The following is a 14,155-nucleotide window of genomic DNA, read 5'->3' on the forward strand; positions in this document are numbered from 1 at the left end:
GCTCAGGCGAAGGTCGGCGGGACAGGCGTTTGCGGGGCATCGTCGGCGGGCTCGTCGAACAGCAGCGCATGCACCCGCTGCGCGGTGGCCTGGAAGTCGGCACTGCCCGCGCTGTGCAGCCCGTACTGCTGGCAGTTGATCTCGGCGCGCAGGCGCCCGGGGTGCGGCGAGAGAATGGCGATGCGGCTGCCCACCACCAGCGCTTCTTCGATGGAATGGGTGACGAACACCAGCGTGAAGCGCAACTCGTCCCACAGCGCCAGCAGCTCTTCCTGCATGCGCCGGCGGGTGAGCGCGTCCAGCGCCGCGAAGGGCTCGTCCATCAGCAGTACCTGGGGCTGCATGGCCAGCGCGCGGGCAATGGCCACGCGCTGCTTCATGCCTCCCGACAACTGGTGCGGGTGCGCGTCGGCAAACCGTGCCAGGCCCACCTTGTCCAGGTAGAGCGCAGCGCGTTCGGCTGCCTCGGCGCGCGTGGCGCGGCGCGAGGCCAGCAGCGGAAACATCACGTTCTCGCGCACGGTCTTCCAGGGCGGCAGCTGGTCGAACTCCTGGAACACCACCACGCGGTCGGGCCCCGGCGCGGCGACCGCCTGGCCCTGCAGACGCACCACCCCCTCGGCGGGCGCGATGAACCCGGCAACAGTCTTGAGCAGCGTGGACTTGCCGCAGCCCGACGCGCCCAGCAGCACATAGCGCTCGCCCGCATGCACGTCGAACGACACGCGATGCGTAGCACGCACCACGCGATCGTGCGTGCGGTAGTCGATGCTCACGCCCTGCACCTGCAGCAGTGGCGCGGGCCGCGAAACCGGTGCCGTGCCGATCGCTGCCGCAGCAGACGAGACGCCGGGTTCGCCCGCAGGCCGCAAGCCCACCTGGCCGGCCCAGGCGGACGCGCCGTTCACTTCACCCTGGAATGCGGTGCGCATCAGTTGCCTCCCGCAATGCGTGGGTCGTCGAAGAAGTAGTCCTTCAGCGCCACGGGCTGGTGCTTGAGCGCGCCCACGCGGTGCATGAACTGCCCCAGGCCCAATGTGTTCTGCGGGCGAATCTGGAACTGCACCTCGGGGTTCTTGAGCACCTGCAGCAGGAGTTGGCGGTCGGTGTTGCCGCCAGCGGTGCGCAGGTAGATGTCGGCTGCCAGCTCGGGCTGCGTCGCCGCAAGGCGCGCCGCCTCGTCCAGCGCGTCCAGCAGCGCGCGGTAGGTCTTGGGGCTTTCGTTGCGGAATTTTTCGGTGGTGTAGAGCACCGTGGCCGATGCCGGCCCGCCCAGCACGTCGTAGGACTTGAGCACGATGTGCGCGGCCGGGTTGGCGGCCAGCTCCTGGTCCTGAAAAGGCGGGCTGGCGAAGTGGGTGGTGATCTCGGTGCCCCCCTTGATGATGGCCGCTGCCGCGTCGGGGTGCGGCAGCGCCACCTGCAGCCTGTCCAGGCGGTTGAAGGCCTGCTCGCCCCAGCGCTGGGCCGAAGCCAATTGCAGGATGCGCGACTGCACCGACACGCCCACGGCCGGCAGCGCGATGCGGTCTTTGTCTGTCAAGTCGGCAATGGTCTTGACCGCCGGGTTGTTGCTTACCAGGTAGTACGGAAAGTTGCCCAGCGACGCCACGCCCTTCACGTTCTGGCGGCCGCGTGTGCGGTCCCACAGCGTGAACAGCGGCGCCACGCCAGCGCCAGCAATGTCGATGTTGCCGGCCAGCAGCGCGTCGTTGATCACGGCACCGCCCGAGAGCTTGACGAAGTCCACCTTGATGTCCACGCCGGCAGCCTTACCGTGCTTTTCGATGAGCTTCTGGTCCTGCGCCACGTTCAGCAGCAGGTAAACGACTCCAAACTGCTGAGCGATGCGCAGTTGCCCCTCGGCCGCCTGGGCTGCGCCGTGCCCGCCCAGCAGCAGGCCGGCGGCCGAGCAGAGCACGGCGGCACGGCGGGAGGCGCGACGCAGGAAACGACGTAAAAAATGGCGCAGGGGCACGCGCACCGGGCTGTGCGACTGCGGTACGGGTGGCGTGCAAGAGATGTTCGTCATAGGTTCTGTCCTTTTTCAGGCAAAAGTGGCCCTGGCGCTTGTCCAGCAAGCGCCAATAGCTATCAATTGGTGAGTGCGCGAAGCGGCGGCGGCGGCGGAATCAGCGGGGCGTGTCGCCCTCCACCGTGGTGCGGTAGAGCTTGCGGCGCTCGGTGTCTGGCGTGCCGGCAGCCAGGTGCAGCACCGCGCGGTTGTCCCAGAACACCATGTCGTGCGGCTGCCACTGGTGGCGGTAGATGAACTCGGGCCGCACGCTGGCGGCAAACAGCTCCTGCAGCAGCGCGCGGCTCTCGTCCTGCGGCAGATCCAGAATGCGCGTGGTGAAGTGCTCACTCACGAATAGCGCCTTGCGCCCCGTGGCCGGGTGGGTGCGCACCACGGGGTGCACGGCCGGCGCCACCTCGGCGATCTGCTCGGGCGTCAGCCGGGGGCGCCAGGGGTTGCGCTGGCGCAGCTCTTCGTAGCGCGCCAGGTAGCTGTGCTCGGCGCGCAGGTGGGCGATGCGCTGCCTGGTGGCCTCGGGCAGCGCGTCGTAGGCGGCGTACTGGTCGGCAAACAGCGTGTCGCCCCCCACTTTCGGCAGCTCTTGCGCGTGCAGCAACGAGCCCAGGCTGGGCTTGTCCTTGTACGACAGGTCAGAGTGCCACAGCGAGCCCGCATCGCCCAGCCCGGTGGGTTCGCCGTTCTCGTCGCGGATGTTGGAGACCACCAATACCTCGGGGTGATCCGGCAGGCCGAATTTGCGCTGCACATGAATCTGCAGCGGCCCGAAGCGGCGGCTGAAGGCAACCTGCTGCGCGGGCGTGATGCGCTGGTTGCGAAAGACCAGCACCACATGCTGCCAGTGCGCGCGCAGGATGCGGTCGAAGTCCGCATCGCTCAGCGGCCGGGCCAGGTCCAGCCCGAGCACCTCGGCGCCCAAAGGGGCCTGCAACGGGCGAATTTCAAAGTCTTGCGAATCCTGCAACGGCAGGTCGTTGAGCAAAGCGGACATCGTGACAGTTCCTGTGCAGCGGTTGGTGAGGACGTGCAGTCACTGTAGGTGTCGCCTGTTATTTCTAAAAATACTGTTTTTTTGATTGCTTAAAACCAAAACATCTACATCAAATCACAACCGATGCGTGCGGTCGCCCTGCGCAAAGCCCATGGGCTGCCAGGGCTCGCCTGCGCCCACGGCAAGCACCTTGAACAGCTCGCCCATCTCGTGCTCCATCATCAATTTAGCCGCTTGCGCTCGCTGCGCCTGCGGCAGCTGCTCCAGTTCTGATAGCAGACCGCAGTTGATGAGAAAGTGCGCCTGCGTGGTGTAGCCCAGCACTTGCAGGCCCGCATCCTGCGCCGCCAGGGCCATGGCGGTGAAGTTGACGTGCGCGGTGATGTCCTTGAGGCCCACGTCCGCCAGCGGGTCGGAGTCCACCTGGTGCCCGCGGTGGCACACCAGCGTGCCCATGTGGCGCTGGGGGTGGTAGTACTCGTCCTCGCCAAAGCCGTAGTCGATCAGAAAGGCCGCGCCGCGCACCAGGTGCCGGGCCAGCGTGCGCATGAAGGCCTCGCCCTGGGGGTGGATCTCCGTCAGGTAGTCGTGCGGGCCGTCGATCTCCACCGGCGGGCGCAGCGGCGTGGGGCGGTCTTGCCACGCAAAGCCGCGGCCCGACTCGTCCAGGGCCACGCCGCGCTCGTGCCACAGGCCCGCGCGGCGCTGCAGCAGCTGCACGGGCATGGCGTCCAGCACCTCGTTGCCCACCACCACGCCGTGCATCTGGTCGGGCAGGCGGTCGGCCCAGTGCACGCGGTCGCTCCAGGCCGCCAGCGTGGCCTGCTGGCGCGCGCGCAGGCTGCCCGACAGGTCCACGATGGTGTAGCGCCGCACGCGGTCGCCCAACGCGCCCAGCAGCTGCGCGGCCAGCGCGCCGCTGCCGGCACCAAACTCCCAGAGCTCGTCGGTGGCGGTGGCGTCCAGCGCCTCGCCCACCTGGCGTGCCAGCACGCGGCCGAAGACGGGCGACAGCTCGGGCGCAGTGACAAAGTCGCTGCCGCTGGAGGGCATGGCGCCGAACTTTGGCAGGTCGCCCGCGTAGTAGCCCAGGCCCGGCGTGTACAGCGCCAGCGCCATGAACTGGTCAAAACCCAACCAGCCTCCGGCATCGGCAATGGCCTTGGCAATGTGGGTCTGCAGGGCGGTCGTTAAACTTGCGGGTTCTTTTTTCACACGCGCGATTGTCCCCCAATGGCTTCATCCCCCCGCCCCCGCACCGTGCTGGTGACTGGCGCCGCCCGGCGCCTGGGCCGCAGCATTGCGCTGGCGCTGGCGGCTGGCGGCTGGCAGGTGGCAGTGCATTACCGCGCGTCGCAGCAAGATGCTCTTGAAACTGTAGCTGCTTGCGCAGAACTGTCGGGCGCTAGCTCACATTTTGATGCTGATTTTGCCGATGAAGCTGCCGTGCGCGCACTATTGCCGCGCGCGGTGGCGCACTTCGGCGCGGTGGATGCGGTGGTCAACAGCGCCTCGCTGTTCGAGCACGACACCGCAGCCAGCTTCAGCTACGCATTGCTGGAGCAGCACCTGCGCAGCAATGCGGGCGCCCCCGTGCTACTGGCGCAGGCGCTGCATGCCCACCTGGAGCAACGTGCCGCTGCGGGCGAAGCCGACGTGCAAGGCGCGGTGGTGAACCTGCTGGATCAGAAGCTGTGGAACCAGAACCCTGACTTTTTGAGCTACACGCTCTCCAAGGCCGCGCTGGAAGCCGCCGGCACCATGCTGGCCATGGCGCTGGCCCCGCGGGTGCGCGTGGTGGGCGTGGCGCCGGGGCTCACCCTCACCAGCCATCTGCTGATGGGCGAGCGCTTCGAGCGCATGCACGCACTGAGCCCGCTGGGCCGCTCGTCCACGGCCGAGGACGTGGCCGCCAGCGTGAAGTTCGCGCTGGACAACCGGTCCCTCACCGGCACCACGCTGCTGGTGGACGGCGGCCAGCACCTGATGCGCTTCGAGCGCGACTTCTCGTTGATGTAGGCGCGCGCACCGCGCCACCCCACCATGTACAACGCCGCAGGCACACAGATCCTCACGCTCACCGGTTTGCGCTTTGATGCCAACCTGGGCATCCTCGCGCATGAAAAGAATGCGCCCCAGCCCATCCAGGTGGACGCCGAGCTGAGCCTGGGCACCCAGCCCCTGGCGCCGCGCGACGACGACATCCAGCACGTGCTGGACTACCGCAAGGTGCGCCAGATCATCATCGACGAGTGCACGGCCGAGCATGTGAACCTGCTGGAGAGCCTGATCGGCAAGCTGGCCCACCGGCTGATGCAGCTGCCCGGCGTGCTGGGCGTGCGCGTGAAGATCGCCAAGCTGGAAATTTTTGATGACTGCGAAGTCGCCATTCGCGTCGAGACAGGACAGTGGTAACCCCATGAACACCATCACAGAAGCCGCCCTCACCACCCCGCCCGCCACCGCCGACTGGGTGGGCGAAGAACCCGCGGGCGACACCCGCAAGATTGAACGCGAGCAGGTCAAGCTGGAAAAGCGCCTGTGCCGCGAGGTGGGCCGCGCCATCACCGACTTCAACATGATCGAGGAAGGCGACCGCATCATGGTCTGCATGTCCGGCGGCAAGGACAGCTACACGCTGCTGGACATCCTGCGCAAGCTGCAAAGGCGCGCGCCGGTCAAGTTCGAGCTGGTGGCCGTGAACCTGGACCAGAAGCAGCCCGGCTTTCCCGAGCATGTGCTGCCGGAGTACTTCAAGAGTATCGGCGTGGAGTACCACATCGAGAACCAGGACACCTACAGCGTCGTCAAGCGTGTGGTGCCCGAAGGCAAGACCACCTGCAGCCTGTGCTCGCGCCTGCGCCGGGCGATTTTGTATTCGGTGGCCGACCGGCTTGGCTGTACCAAACTGGCCCTGGGCCATCACCGCGACGACATCGTCGCCACGCTGATGCTCAATATGTTCTACGGCGGCCGCATGAAGGGCATGCCGCCCAAGCTGGTGAGCGACGACGGCAAGCATGTGGTGATCCGACCGCTGTGCTACGTGCCCGAAAAGGACACCGCGCGCTGGGCGCAGTACCAGCAGTTCCCCATCATTCCCTGCAACCTGTGCGGCAGCCAGGACGGGCTGCAGCGCGTGGCCGTCAACGAGATGCTGCGCGAATGGGACAAAAAATTTCCTGGCCGTATCGAGAGCATGCTGCGTGCCATGGGCCATGTGGTGACCACGCACCTGATGGATCCCAAGCTGCACGACTTCAAGAACGCCAAGGCCACCGGCATTGCCGACCCGAACGGCGACATGGCCTTCGATCATGAGGAGTTCCCCGCTGCGCCCGCGCTGCCGGGCCTGCAGGTGGTGCAGTTCGGCTGAACCGCGCTGAACGCGGCACCTGCGGGCGCCGTACCATTGCAGGCACAGGGGGCATGCTGCCCCAGGAGACATCGCCATGGTCTTGATGCGCCAACTCTGCACCCTTGCCCTGAGCGCCGCGGCCGCGCTGCTGGTCGGCTGCGCCGGCCCACGGCTGGTGGAAAGCGACGTCAGCAGCTACTCCACCCTCAGCGCCCTGCCCCACCCACCCACCTACCGCTTCGAGCGACTACCCTCGCAACAGGCGCAGGCGGCCACCTTCGCCACCATTGAGGCCCTGGCCGAGCAGGCGCTGACGCGCGTGGGCCTGCGGCGCGACGACGCCCACCCTCGTCTCGTGGCGCAACTGGGCGCCGAGGGCGGCTACACCCGGCCCCATGACTGGCCTTATTACTCGCCCGATCCGTTTTACGGCCGCTTCGGCTGGGGCCTGGGCTACGGCGGGCGCTGGAACATGGGCATGGGCTGGATGATGGACGGCCCGCCCACCCTTTACCACCGCAAGGTCAGTGTGGTGCTGCGCGACGCCGCCACGCAGCAGGTGGTGTACGAGACATCGGCTGTCTATGAAGATGTGTGGACGGACGACCCGGCCATCTACGGCGTCCTGTTCAGCCAGGCACTCAGCGGCTTTCCGCGCCCGCCGGCAGGACCGCGCAAGGTGCGCACCGAGATCACACCGCAACGCTGAACCACCGATGCCAGCTACCATTTGCTGCCGTCCTGTCCAACCACCCTTGCGCGCACCGGCCGCCTGAAAGGATTCACCATGCACCACGCCATTCGACACCGCCTGCTGCCCGTCAGTCTGTTTGCCTGCCTGTGCGCTGTCGGCATCAGCGTGCAAGCTGGCGGCCTGGGTGATGCCCTGCGCGGCGCCACCGGCAGCAACAACTCGTCCGCCTTGGGCGGCATGATGGGCAGCGGGGCGGGTCTGTCCTCCCTGTCGGCCATGGGTCTCACGGCATCGGCCACACCGAGCAACGCGGCCGGCGTCATTACCTACTGCATGAAGAACAATTACCTGAACGCCGACAAGGCCGCACAGGTCAAGCAGCAACTGCTGGGCAAGATGGGCCTTGGCAAAGCCCAACCCGAACCCCGCGACGAGGGCTATCTGAGCGGCCTGTCGGGCATCGTCACGGGCTCTGGCGGCAAGCAGTTCAACCTGGATCGTCTCAAAGGCGACCTCAAGGAAAAGGCCTGCGACTTCGTGCTGGACAACGCCCGCTCCCTGATCTGACCGTCACCCCTGCGCGCACCATGCACGCCACTCGCATCATTGCCATTCGCCACGGTGAAACCGCCTGGAACGTGGACGCACGCATCCAGGGCCATCTGGACATTCCGCTCAACGACACCGGGCTGTGGCAGGCCAGGCAGGTGGGGCAGGCGCTGGCGGGCGAGCCCATCACCGCTATCTACAGCAGCGACCTGCAGCGCGCCTACGCCACTGCCCTGGCCGTGGCCCGCACTACAAGAGCGCCGCTCACCCCCACGTCCGGCCTGCGCGAGCGCAGCTTTGGCCACCTGCAGGGACGCACTTTTCAGCAAATAGAGCTAGATGAACCCGATCTCGCCCTGCGCTGGCGCAAGCGCGACCCCCACTTTTCGCCCGCAGGCGGCGAGTCGCTACTCATGCTGCGCGATCGCATCGAACATACAGTGGGCACCATCGCCGCACGCCATCTCGGCGAGCAAATCGTGCTGGTAGCCCACGGCGGCGTCCTGGACGTGCTGTACCGCTTGGCCACGCGGCTGGATCTGCAGGCGCCACGCACCTGGCAGTTGACCAACGCCGCCATCAACCGCCTGCTATGGAGCGAGGGAAACGGCCTTGCGCTTGTAGGTTGGGCCGATACACAACACCTGGAGAACGCCAGCCGCGATGAAATCGATTCCTGATCTTTTGCCCGAACACCTGCGCGCCACCCTTGGTCAGCGGGTGGACTTGATCGACACCCCCGCACTGGTCATTGACCTGGACGCGATGGAGCGCAACATCCAGCGCATGGCCGAGTTTGCGCACAAGCACCAGGTGCGCTGGCGCCCCCACGCCAAGCTGCACAAGAGCTCAGAGATTGCCCTGCGTCTGGAACGAGCCGGCGCACGCGGACACTGCGTGCAAAAGGTGTCCGAGGCCGAAGCGCTGGCCGCGGGAGGCGTGGTCAATCTGTACATCAGCAACCAAGTACTGGGTGCCACCAAGCTGCTGCGCGCCGCGCGCCTGGCTGCACAGCTGGCCGCACGCGGCGGGCGGCTGGCCGTCGCAGTGGACAGCGACGAAGGCGTTGCCCGACTGGCCGAGGCCATGCGCGTGGCGGGCAGCGACGCCGGCATCAACGTATTTGTGGAAATCGACGTCGGGCAGGGCCGCTGCGGAGTGGCGCCGGGCCCTGCCGCGCTGGCACTGGCGCAAACCGTGGCAACGCAGCCACGCCTGCAGTTTGCGGGCCTGCAGGCCTACCACGGCGGTGCCCAGCACCTGCGCACTGCGGTTGATCGGCGCCAGGCCATCGCCCGCGCAGTGCAGGCAGTTGCCGACACGCGTGCGCTGATCGAATCTGCGGGCCTGCCTGTGCCGCTGGTCACAGGATCGGGCACCGGCACATTGGTGCACGAAGCCGCGAGCGGCGTATATGGCGAACTGCAGCCTGGCTCTTTTTTGTTCATGGATGCGGACTACTCACGCAACGAACGCGAGAGCGCGCAGCCTCAATTCGAGCATGCGCTGTTCGTCAAGACTCAGGTCATCTCGGTGCGCGAGGGCAGCCACGCCGTGTGCGACGCCGGCCACAAAAGCCACGCCATCGACTCTGGTATGCCGCTGGTCTGGGGCCTGCCGCCTGAACTCGCGCTGCGCTACGCCAACGGCGGCGACGAACACGGCATCCTGTACCACGCCGGACCCCAGTCCCGCCTGCCTGCCCTGGGCCGCATGCTCTGGCTGGTACCGGGCCACTGCGACCCCACCGTCAACCTGCATGACCATCTGATCGGCGTGCGCGGCGGGTTGCTCAACGGTGTGGTGGAACGCATCATCCGGGTGGATGCGCGTGGCGCGCTGACCTGATCATCGGGCAGCGCACAGGCTTCACTGGCGCGCGCATCCCGTCAAAGCCAGGCTCAAGCCATTGGATTGGGGGTGAGGGTGGGAAACCTTATAGGCGTCGGCTTGATGGGCTAGCGTCCGCCAATGGTGGTGCACATCGCATCCGGGCGAGTTTTAAAAACAAAAAAGCCCACAAACGTCAAGCCCCTCTCTTCCCGTGTTGCTTTTTTCAAAGCTTCCCTCGATGAGTAGGACTTGAACCAGCCTACAAAAAAGTAGGCCGTGAAGGGCAAAGCAAAGGGAGCCAGCAGGCTCCCTTTTTTCATGGGCGCGTGGCCCTCATTCGTGGAGTCCATGCCCCCGGCATGAACTCTTATTCAAAATACAGAACATCCTTGTAGGACAGTGGGGCGTTAGCTAGTCCAAGGCGCATCGCCGCCGTAGTGGTCACGCCATCCTTCTTCCGAACGTCGATGTAGTTGTGGACCACCCGGAAGATGTCCAACAGCTTCCCCACCATGGCCGGGTTGTAGGCGCTGTACCCATTCCAGCTACGGCCATCATTGGCCGATGAACGCATAGCCCGTTCAAACAGGGAAATGCGCCTGCGCACCTTCTCAAAGAAGCTATCCACCCCGTGAAGGGTGGCTTTGTTGTGGAGCCATGCCACATGGTCTTCATCAAAGGTATTGTGTTCCGTAATCCAGCACATTGCCTTCTCAGGCTCCGACATATCAGGCAAAGGATGCTTTACCCATTTGTCTTGCCATTTTCCAATGTGACTCACATTGGCAATTGCTTCTTTCAACAACTCCAATTTGATTTCAGCATCGGTTTTACCGGGGAAGTCTGCTTTACGTTCTTTCAGAAGCGCTTTTGCCGCCCCGGTGGCTTGGCGCTTTTCATCAATGGTCATTCTCTTATTGATGGACACATAAAAGGCTTCGGCCTTATGTGCTTTGACTTCATCCTTGAATACGGCCAAGCAAGCGGCCCGAATTCCCGATTCTTGGTCAAGAAAGAAACGCCACTTCTTTGCCATCGGCATCAATGCCTTCAAATAATAGAAGTGGGCAATCATGGTGTATTCCGCATGAATTTGCATGCCATAGTCTGGCAATTGCTCATCATTGGTCTTCTCGTCAAAATTTTCAACGTCTTCACGGCGTTCTAATTTTGCGTATTTGGTCTTGACTCTGGACATTAGGTCACCAGAGCCCAACAATTTGAACGCCTTATTATTGACTGCATTGGTGTAGTCCGCTTGTGTCCAATAGCGTGTGGTGCCACGCAATGGAGCGGCCAAATCGGCATCACCATTCTTTTGCGCCAATGCTTCGATGGAATCTCTATCCACAGAGCCATCGAAATTTGGATGCACTCCAAAGACGTAATGGCTTGTATTGTCTACGCTGGTGATTGCACTGAGCACAATATTTCTCTTGTCTTTGCGCTCGGACCAGTTGATAACGTGTTCTTGGCGGTCAATGGAAATATTGAGCCGCTCAATGTCCATGGTGGCAAGTTTGCTTTCACGATTCCCAGCAAACGCCATACATTGGGAATGAATGTAGTCGATTCGATGGTACAGCAGGGACCAAGAAATACCCAACATATCAACAATACGGCTCAAAGGCACTTTGTTGACGAGCATCTTGAATATGTCGATGTTGTGGTAAGTCTCACGCTGACGACTTGAAGCCTTGGGCTTGGATACCGTTTTACCGCATCCATTGCAACGATACCTTTGTGTACCGCTGGCGGTCTTGCCAAATGAACGGTATGCCTTTTTGGTGCCAACTGGCACCCCATGATTGGAGCATTCCTCATTCAAGCAAGAAAGCGGCTTTTCACCCATGCAATGGGCAATAAGGCGCTTTACCTCTTCATCAATCCCTTGATTGCTCTTAATGGGTGGAACCTCACCACATTTGACACATTGGAGCAAAGGCAACGCCTTGCCCCCATAGGTAATTCGATAGGCTTGTGGGTGTTGCTCTGGGCTCAGGCCATAGCTCTCACACCGTGGGTTCTTGCATGTATTGTATTGAATACCATTATAGGTATTTGGAATCCATGCCTTACTTGCTTTTGCCATGCGGTTACCGTGTCATTGAAAGCACCAATGTTAATACCGAAGTTTGAGTGAATGCAATAGCTTCTTAGAAACTGTTTTTATGGGTGCCGCTGAATAGCGCACCCATTTTTCATACCAAATCCGAGTGAAACGAAGAGGCATTAAGTATTGGAAACGGGGTTCTTGATCCCCTCTTGGTAAGCCTCGTACAACTCAGGCGCTTTGTCTTTAAGTCTATCGAGTTCATTGATTTTCCACTCCACCAAGAGTTCCTTGGTTTTGCTGGAAAAATTGGTGTGAAGCAGTTTGCACAAGACTTCCAATTGATGTGATAACTCTTCATCAAGCTTTACGTTTTTCGATTTTTGTTTCTCTGACATATAAATGTTCTTTCTATACAAGGTATAGCATTTATTAAGAACATTTCAATAAATATCCCGTATTTAATTGACATCAAAAAGTTTTCTGGCAATTTGGTATTAAACCAAATGAAAAGAAAACAAATATGGGAGTCAATCGAAATACAAATTTACATGCAGCCAAGAAAGTAAAGAACGATGAGTTTTATACCAAGCTGAGTGACGTAGAAAATGAGTTGCGTCATTACAAGACGCACGTCAAAGGCAAAATAGTCTATTGCAATTGCGATGACCCTAACTGGTCAAGCTTCTACAAATATTTCACGCTTAATTTCAAACACCTGGGCCTAAAAAAGGTCATCACTACCCATTACAGCAAAGACATCAGTTCCGACCCGGCTTACATGGAAGAATGCATCCTGGGTGAGGATGGAAATACTCAAATCACTCGAACAACATTAAAAGGTGATGGAGATTTTCGTAGTGAAGAGTGTATTGCTTTGCTTCATCAGGCGGACATTGTGTGCACCAATCCTCCATTTTCTCTCTTCCGAGAATACATTGGATTGCTTGCCAAGATGAAGAAATCATTCTTGGTGATTGGCTCTCAGAATGCTATCACCTACAAAGAGATATTTCGCCTCATCATGAACAATGATGTTTGGCTCGGTATTTCAAAACCAAAGGTATTCTCTACCCCACAGGGTGAAGAGAAGAAGTTCGGCAACATCTGTTGGTACACCAATTTAATGCATGCCAATCGCCTGCAAAAAATACGTCTATGGAAAAAATATGGCACCTCGGAATACCCCAAGTACGATAACTATAACGCTATTGAAGTGGGTAAAGTAGCTGAAATTCCCATGGATTATGACGATGAAATGGGGGTGCCAATCACATTTTTGGAAAAGTACAATCCACAGCAGTTTTTAATCGTAGGCCTCGCCAATGATAAGCGAGTTATCGACGATGCATTTGTTCAAGGGCAAGAGAGATATCTGGATGACCAACATAAAAAATTTGTAGGTATGGTCTTATCCGACAACGGCACTCTTCGCGCACCATACGCAAGAATAATTATCAAAAAGAAAGTGTGACATGAAAATTCAACTCAAACAAATAAAAATCCGAGACCTTACAAATCAATACAAAGACTTAAAAAACCAGGGCGTCAGGGGATACGGTGGTTTACTGGATATTCGCCCAGCATATCAGCGCGAATTCGTTTATAAAGACCCGCAGAAAATTGCGGTCATTCAAACAGTGCGTAATGGTTTTCCTTTAAATGTAATGTATTGGGTCGTCAATAAAAATACATCACAACCCGATGGTGGCAATAAGATTGACGAAACCTATGAAGTTTTGGATGGCCAGCAGCGCACCATAAGCATCTGCGAATATATATCCGGAAATTTCTCGGTCGATGAAGTGTATTTCCACAATTTACCCCAAGACAAACAAGATGCCATCTTGGATTACGACCTGATGATTTATTTCTGCGAGGGAGCACCCTCTGAAAAATTAGCTTGGTTTCGTACCATCAACATCGCGGGGGAACGATTGACCGACCAAGAGTTGCGCAATGCAGTTTACACTGGGCCTTGGCTATCCGATGCCAAAGATTATTTCAGCAAAGATAATTGTGTTGCGTATCAGAAGGGTGGTAAGTATCTCAAAGGCTCCGCTATTCGTCAGGAATACCTTGAAACAGTCTTGAAATGGATAAACAAGGGAAAAATAGAAGAATACATGGGCAAGCACCAGCACGACAAAGATGCTGATGAATTGCAGCAATATTTTGTAAAAATTATTGACTGGATTGAGCGTACATTTACCGTTTATCGAAAAGAAATGCAGGGGTTGGATTGGGGGTGTCTATACGATACCTATCACTTAAATACATATAACAGTAAAGACTTAGAAAAAGAAATCAAGGTGCTAATAGCTGATGAAGAGGTCACCAAAAAAAGTGGTATCTATGAATATGTGTTGAGCAAGGGTGATAAAGTAAGTGCATTGAGTCTTCGTGCATTTACCGACAAAGACAAAACCGAAGCTTTCGAACGGCAAATTGTTGCAGGCACCCGTACAGCAACTTGTCCTAAATGCACCAAACTATTTGATTTCGATGCCATGGCGGCGGACCACATTGTTCCTTGGTCCAAGGGTGGTAAAACCATTGCATCCAATTGCCAAATGCTTTGCAGGCCGTGCAATGGCACCAAGTCTAATCATTGAATGCCAAAGAAAAAAGGGAGCCTGCTG

At 59.5% G+C, this 14,155-nt stretch carries 16 protein-coding genes; 9 read left to right on the forward strand and 7 right to left on the reverse strand.

Annotated features, from left to right (window positions below; genetic code table 11):
• Positions 1–2: 2 nt before the first annotated feature.
• The 4 genes from AB7E35_RS09205 to AB7E35_RS09220 form a co-directional block, all read right to left on the reverse strand.
• Complete coding sequence (locus AB7E35_RS09205) at positions 3–932, reverse strand: ABC transporter ATP-binding protein (RefSeq protein ID WP_428167451.1); 930 nt, start codon at positions 930–932, stop codon at positions 3–5.
• Positions 932–2,032 carry an ABC transporter substrate-binding protein gene (locus AB7E35_RS09210; RefSeq protein ID WP_428163036.1) on the reverse strand — a complete coding sequence of 367 codons (1,101 nt, stop codon included), beginning with the start codon at positions 2,030–2,032 and terminating at the stop codon, positions 932–934. Before AB7E35_RS09210 ends, AB7E35_RS09205 begins: the two co-directional genes overlap by 1 nt.
• Positions 2,033–2,132: 100 nt before the next feature.
• A complete protein-coding gene (locus AB7E35_RS09215; protein WP_428163035.1) occupies positions 2,133–3,026 on the reverse strand; it encodes a TauD/TfdA dioxygenase family protein in 894 nt (297 codons plus the stop codon).
• Between the two features lie 114 nt (positions 3,027–3,140).
• The gene (locus tag AB7E35_RS09220) at positions 3,141–4,250 is read right to left on the reverse strand and encodes a class I SAM-dependent methyltransferase (protein WP_428167463.1); all 1,110 of its coding nucleotides are present in this window, start codon (positions 4,248–4,250) and stop codon (positions 3,141–3,143) included.
• Positions 4,251–4,259: 9 nt separating this feature from the next.
• Between AB7E35_RS09220 and AB7E35_RS09225 the strand changes: the two genes are divergently transcribed.
• The 7 genes from AB7E35_RS09225 (at position 4,260) to AB7E35_RS09255 (ending at position 9,475) form a co-directional block, all read left to right on the forward strand.
• On the forward strand, positions 4,260–5,045 hold the full coding sequence (locus tag AB7E35_RS09225) for an SDR family oxidoreductase (protein WP_428167452.1): 786 nt from the start codon (positions 4,260–4,262) through the stop codon (positions 5,043–5,045).
• A gap of 24 nt (positions 5,046–5,069) precedes the next feature.
• Positions 5,070–5,441 carry a dihydroneopterin aldolase gene (locus AB7E35_RS09230; RefSeq protein ID WP_428163032.1) on the forward strand — a complete coding sequence of 124 codons (372 nt, stop codon included), beginning with the start codon at positions 5,070–5,072 and terminating at the stop codon, positions 5,439–5,441.
• 4 nt (positions 5,442–5,445) lie between these two features.
• On the forward strand, positions 5,446–6,402 hold the full coding sequence (ttcA, locus tag AB7E35_RS09235) for a tRNA 2-thiocytidine(32) synthetase TtcA (protein WP_428167453.1): 957 nt from the start codon (positions 5,446–5,448) through the stop codon (positions 6,400–6,402).
• 76 nt (positions 6,403–6,478) lie between these two features.
• Positions 6,479–7,093, forward strand: a complete 615-nt coding sequence (locus tag AB7E35_RS09240; protein WP_428167454.1) for a DUF4136 domain-containing protein — start codon at positions 6,479–6,481, stop codon at positions 7,091–7,093.
• A 78-nt stretch (positions 7,094–7,171) separates the two neighbouring features.
• A complete protein-coding gene (locus AB7E35_RS09245; RefSeq protein WP_428163029.1) occupies positions 7,172–7,645 on the forward strand; it encodes a DUF2501 domain-containing protein in 474 nt (157 codons plus the stop codon).
• Between the two features lie 20 nt (positions 7,646–7,665).
• On the forward strand, positions 7,666–8,307 hold the full coding sequence (locus AB7E35_RS09250) for a histidine phosphatase family protein (protein ID WP_428163028.1): 642 nt from the start codon (positions 7,666–7,668) through the stop codon (positions 8,305–8,307).
• Positions 8,291–9,475: a DSD1 family PLP-dependent enzyme gene (locus AB7E35_RS09255; protein ID WP_428163027.1), complete on the forward strand. Its 1,185-nt coding sequence runs from the start codon at positions 8,291–8,293 to the stop codon at positions 9,473–9,475. Before AB7E35_RS09250 ends, AB7E35_RS09255 begins: the two co-directional genes overlap by 17 nt.
• A 110-nt stretch (positions 9,476–9,585) precedes the next feature.
• Here the strand turns inward: AB7E35_RS09255 and AB7E35_RS09260 are convergent, their stop codons facing one another.
• The 3 genes from AB7E35_RS09260 to AB7E35_RS09270 form a co-directional block, all read right to left on the reverse strand.
• A complete protein-coding gene (locus AB7E35_RS09260; RefSeq protein WP_428167455.1) occupies positions 9,586–9,810 on the reverse strand; it encodes a hypothetical protein in 225 nt (74 codons plus the stop codon).
• 17 nt (positions 9,811–9,827) lie between these two features.
• On the reverse strand, positions 9,828–11,552 hold the full coding sequence (locus AB7E35_RS09265) for a hypothetical protein (protein ID WP_428167456.1): 1,725 nt from the start codon (positions 11,550–11,552) through the stop codon (positions 9,828–9,830).
• Between the two features lie 140 nt (positions 11,553–11,692).
• A complete protein-coding gene (locus AB7E35_RS09270) occupies positions 11,693–11,911 on the reverse strand; it encodes a hypothetical protein (protein ID WP_428167457.1) in 219 nt (72 codons plus the stop codon).
• Positions 11,912–12,036: 125 nt separating this feature from the next.
• On the opposite strand from AB7E35_RS09270, the gene AB7E35_RS09275 reads away from it, so the two are divergent.
• Positions 12,037–12,987: an adenine-specific methyltransferase EcoRI family protein gene (locus tag AB7E35_RS09275; RefSeq protein WP_428167458.1), complete on the forward strand. Its 951-nt coding sequence runs from the start codon at positions 12,037–12,039 to the stop codon at positions 12,985–12,987.
• A gap of 1 nt (position 12,988) precedes the next feature.
• The gene (locus AB7E35_RS09280) at positions 12,989–14,128 is read left to right on the forward strand and encodes an HNH endonuclease family protein (protein WP_428167459.1); all 1,140 of its coding nucleotides are present in this window, start codon (positions 12,989–12,991) and stop codon (positions 14,126–14,128) included.
• The last annotated feature ends 27 nt before the right edge of the window (positions 14,129–14,155 follow it).

This window comes from Diaphorobacter sp. (genome assembly GCF_050251835.1).
Lineage (GTDB): Bacteria > Pseudomonadota > Gammaproteobacteria > Burkholderiales > Burkholderiaceae_C > JBFXIE01.

Coding starts and splice junctions, on each gene's coding strand:
- AB7E35_RS09270 (WP_428167457.1), bottom strand. CDS start 11,911: ATGTCAGAGAAACAAAAATCGAAAAACGTAAAGCTTGATGAAGAGTTA.
- AB7E35_RS09225 (WP_428167452.1), top strand. CDS start 4,260: ATGGCTTCATCCCCCCGCCCCCGCACCGTGCTGGTGACTGGCGCCGCC.
- AB7E35_RS09245 (WP_428163029.1), top strand. CDS start 7,172: ATGCACCACGCCATTCGACACCGCCTGCTGCCCGTCAGTCTGTTTGCC.
- AB7E35_RS09275 (WP_428167458.1), top strand. CDS start 12,037: ATGGGAGTCAATCGAAATACAAATTTACATGCAGCCAAGAAAGTAAAG.
- AB7E35_RS09215 (WP_428163035.1), bottom strand. CDS start 3,026: ATGTCCGCTTTGCTCAACGACCTGCCGTTGCAGGATTCGCAAGACTTT.
- AB7E35_RS09280 (WP_428167459.1), top strand. CDS start 12,989: ATGAAAATTCAACTCAAACAAATAAAAATCCGAGACCTTACAAATCAA.
- AB7E35_RS09250 (WP_428163028.1), top strand. CDS start 7,666: ATGCACGCCACTCGCATCATTGCCATTCGCCACGGTGAAACCGCCTGG.
- AB7E35_RS09255 (WP_428163027.1), top strand. CDS start 8,291: ATGAAATCGATTCCTGATCTTTTGCCCGAACACCTGCGCGCCACCCTT.
- AB7E35_RS09265 (WP_428167456.1), bottom strand. CDS start 11,552: ATGGCAAAAGCAAGTAAGGCATGGATTCCAAATACCTATAATGGTATT.
- AB7E35_RS09260 (WP_428167455.1), bottom strand. CDS start 9,810: ATGGACTCCACGAATGAGGGCCACGCGCCCATGAAAAAAGGGAGCCTG.
- ttcA (WP_428167453.1), top strand. CDS start 5,446: ATGAACACCATCACAGAAGCCGCCCTCACCACCCCGCCCGCCACCGCC.
- AB7E35_RS09240 (WP_428167454.1), top strand. CDS start 6,479: ATGGTCTTGATGCGCCAACTCTGCACCCTTGCCCTGAGCGCCGCGGCC.
- AB7E35_RS09210 (WP_428163036.1), bottom strand. CDS start 2,032: ATGACGAACATCTCTTGCACGCCACCCGTACCGCAGTCGCACAGCCCG.
- AB7E35_RS09230 (WP_428163032.1), top strand. CDS start 5,070: ATGTACAACGCCGCAGGCACACAGATCCTCACGCTCACCGGTTTGCGC.
- AB7E35_RS09205 (WP_428167451.1), bottom strand. CDS start 932: ATGCGCACCGCATTCCAGGGTGAAGTGAACGGCGCGTCCGCCTGGGCC.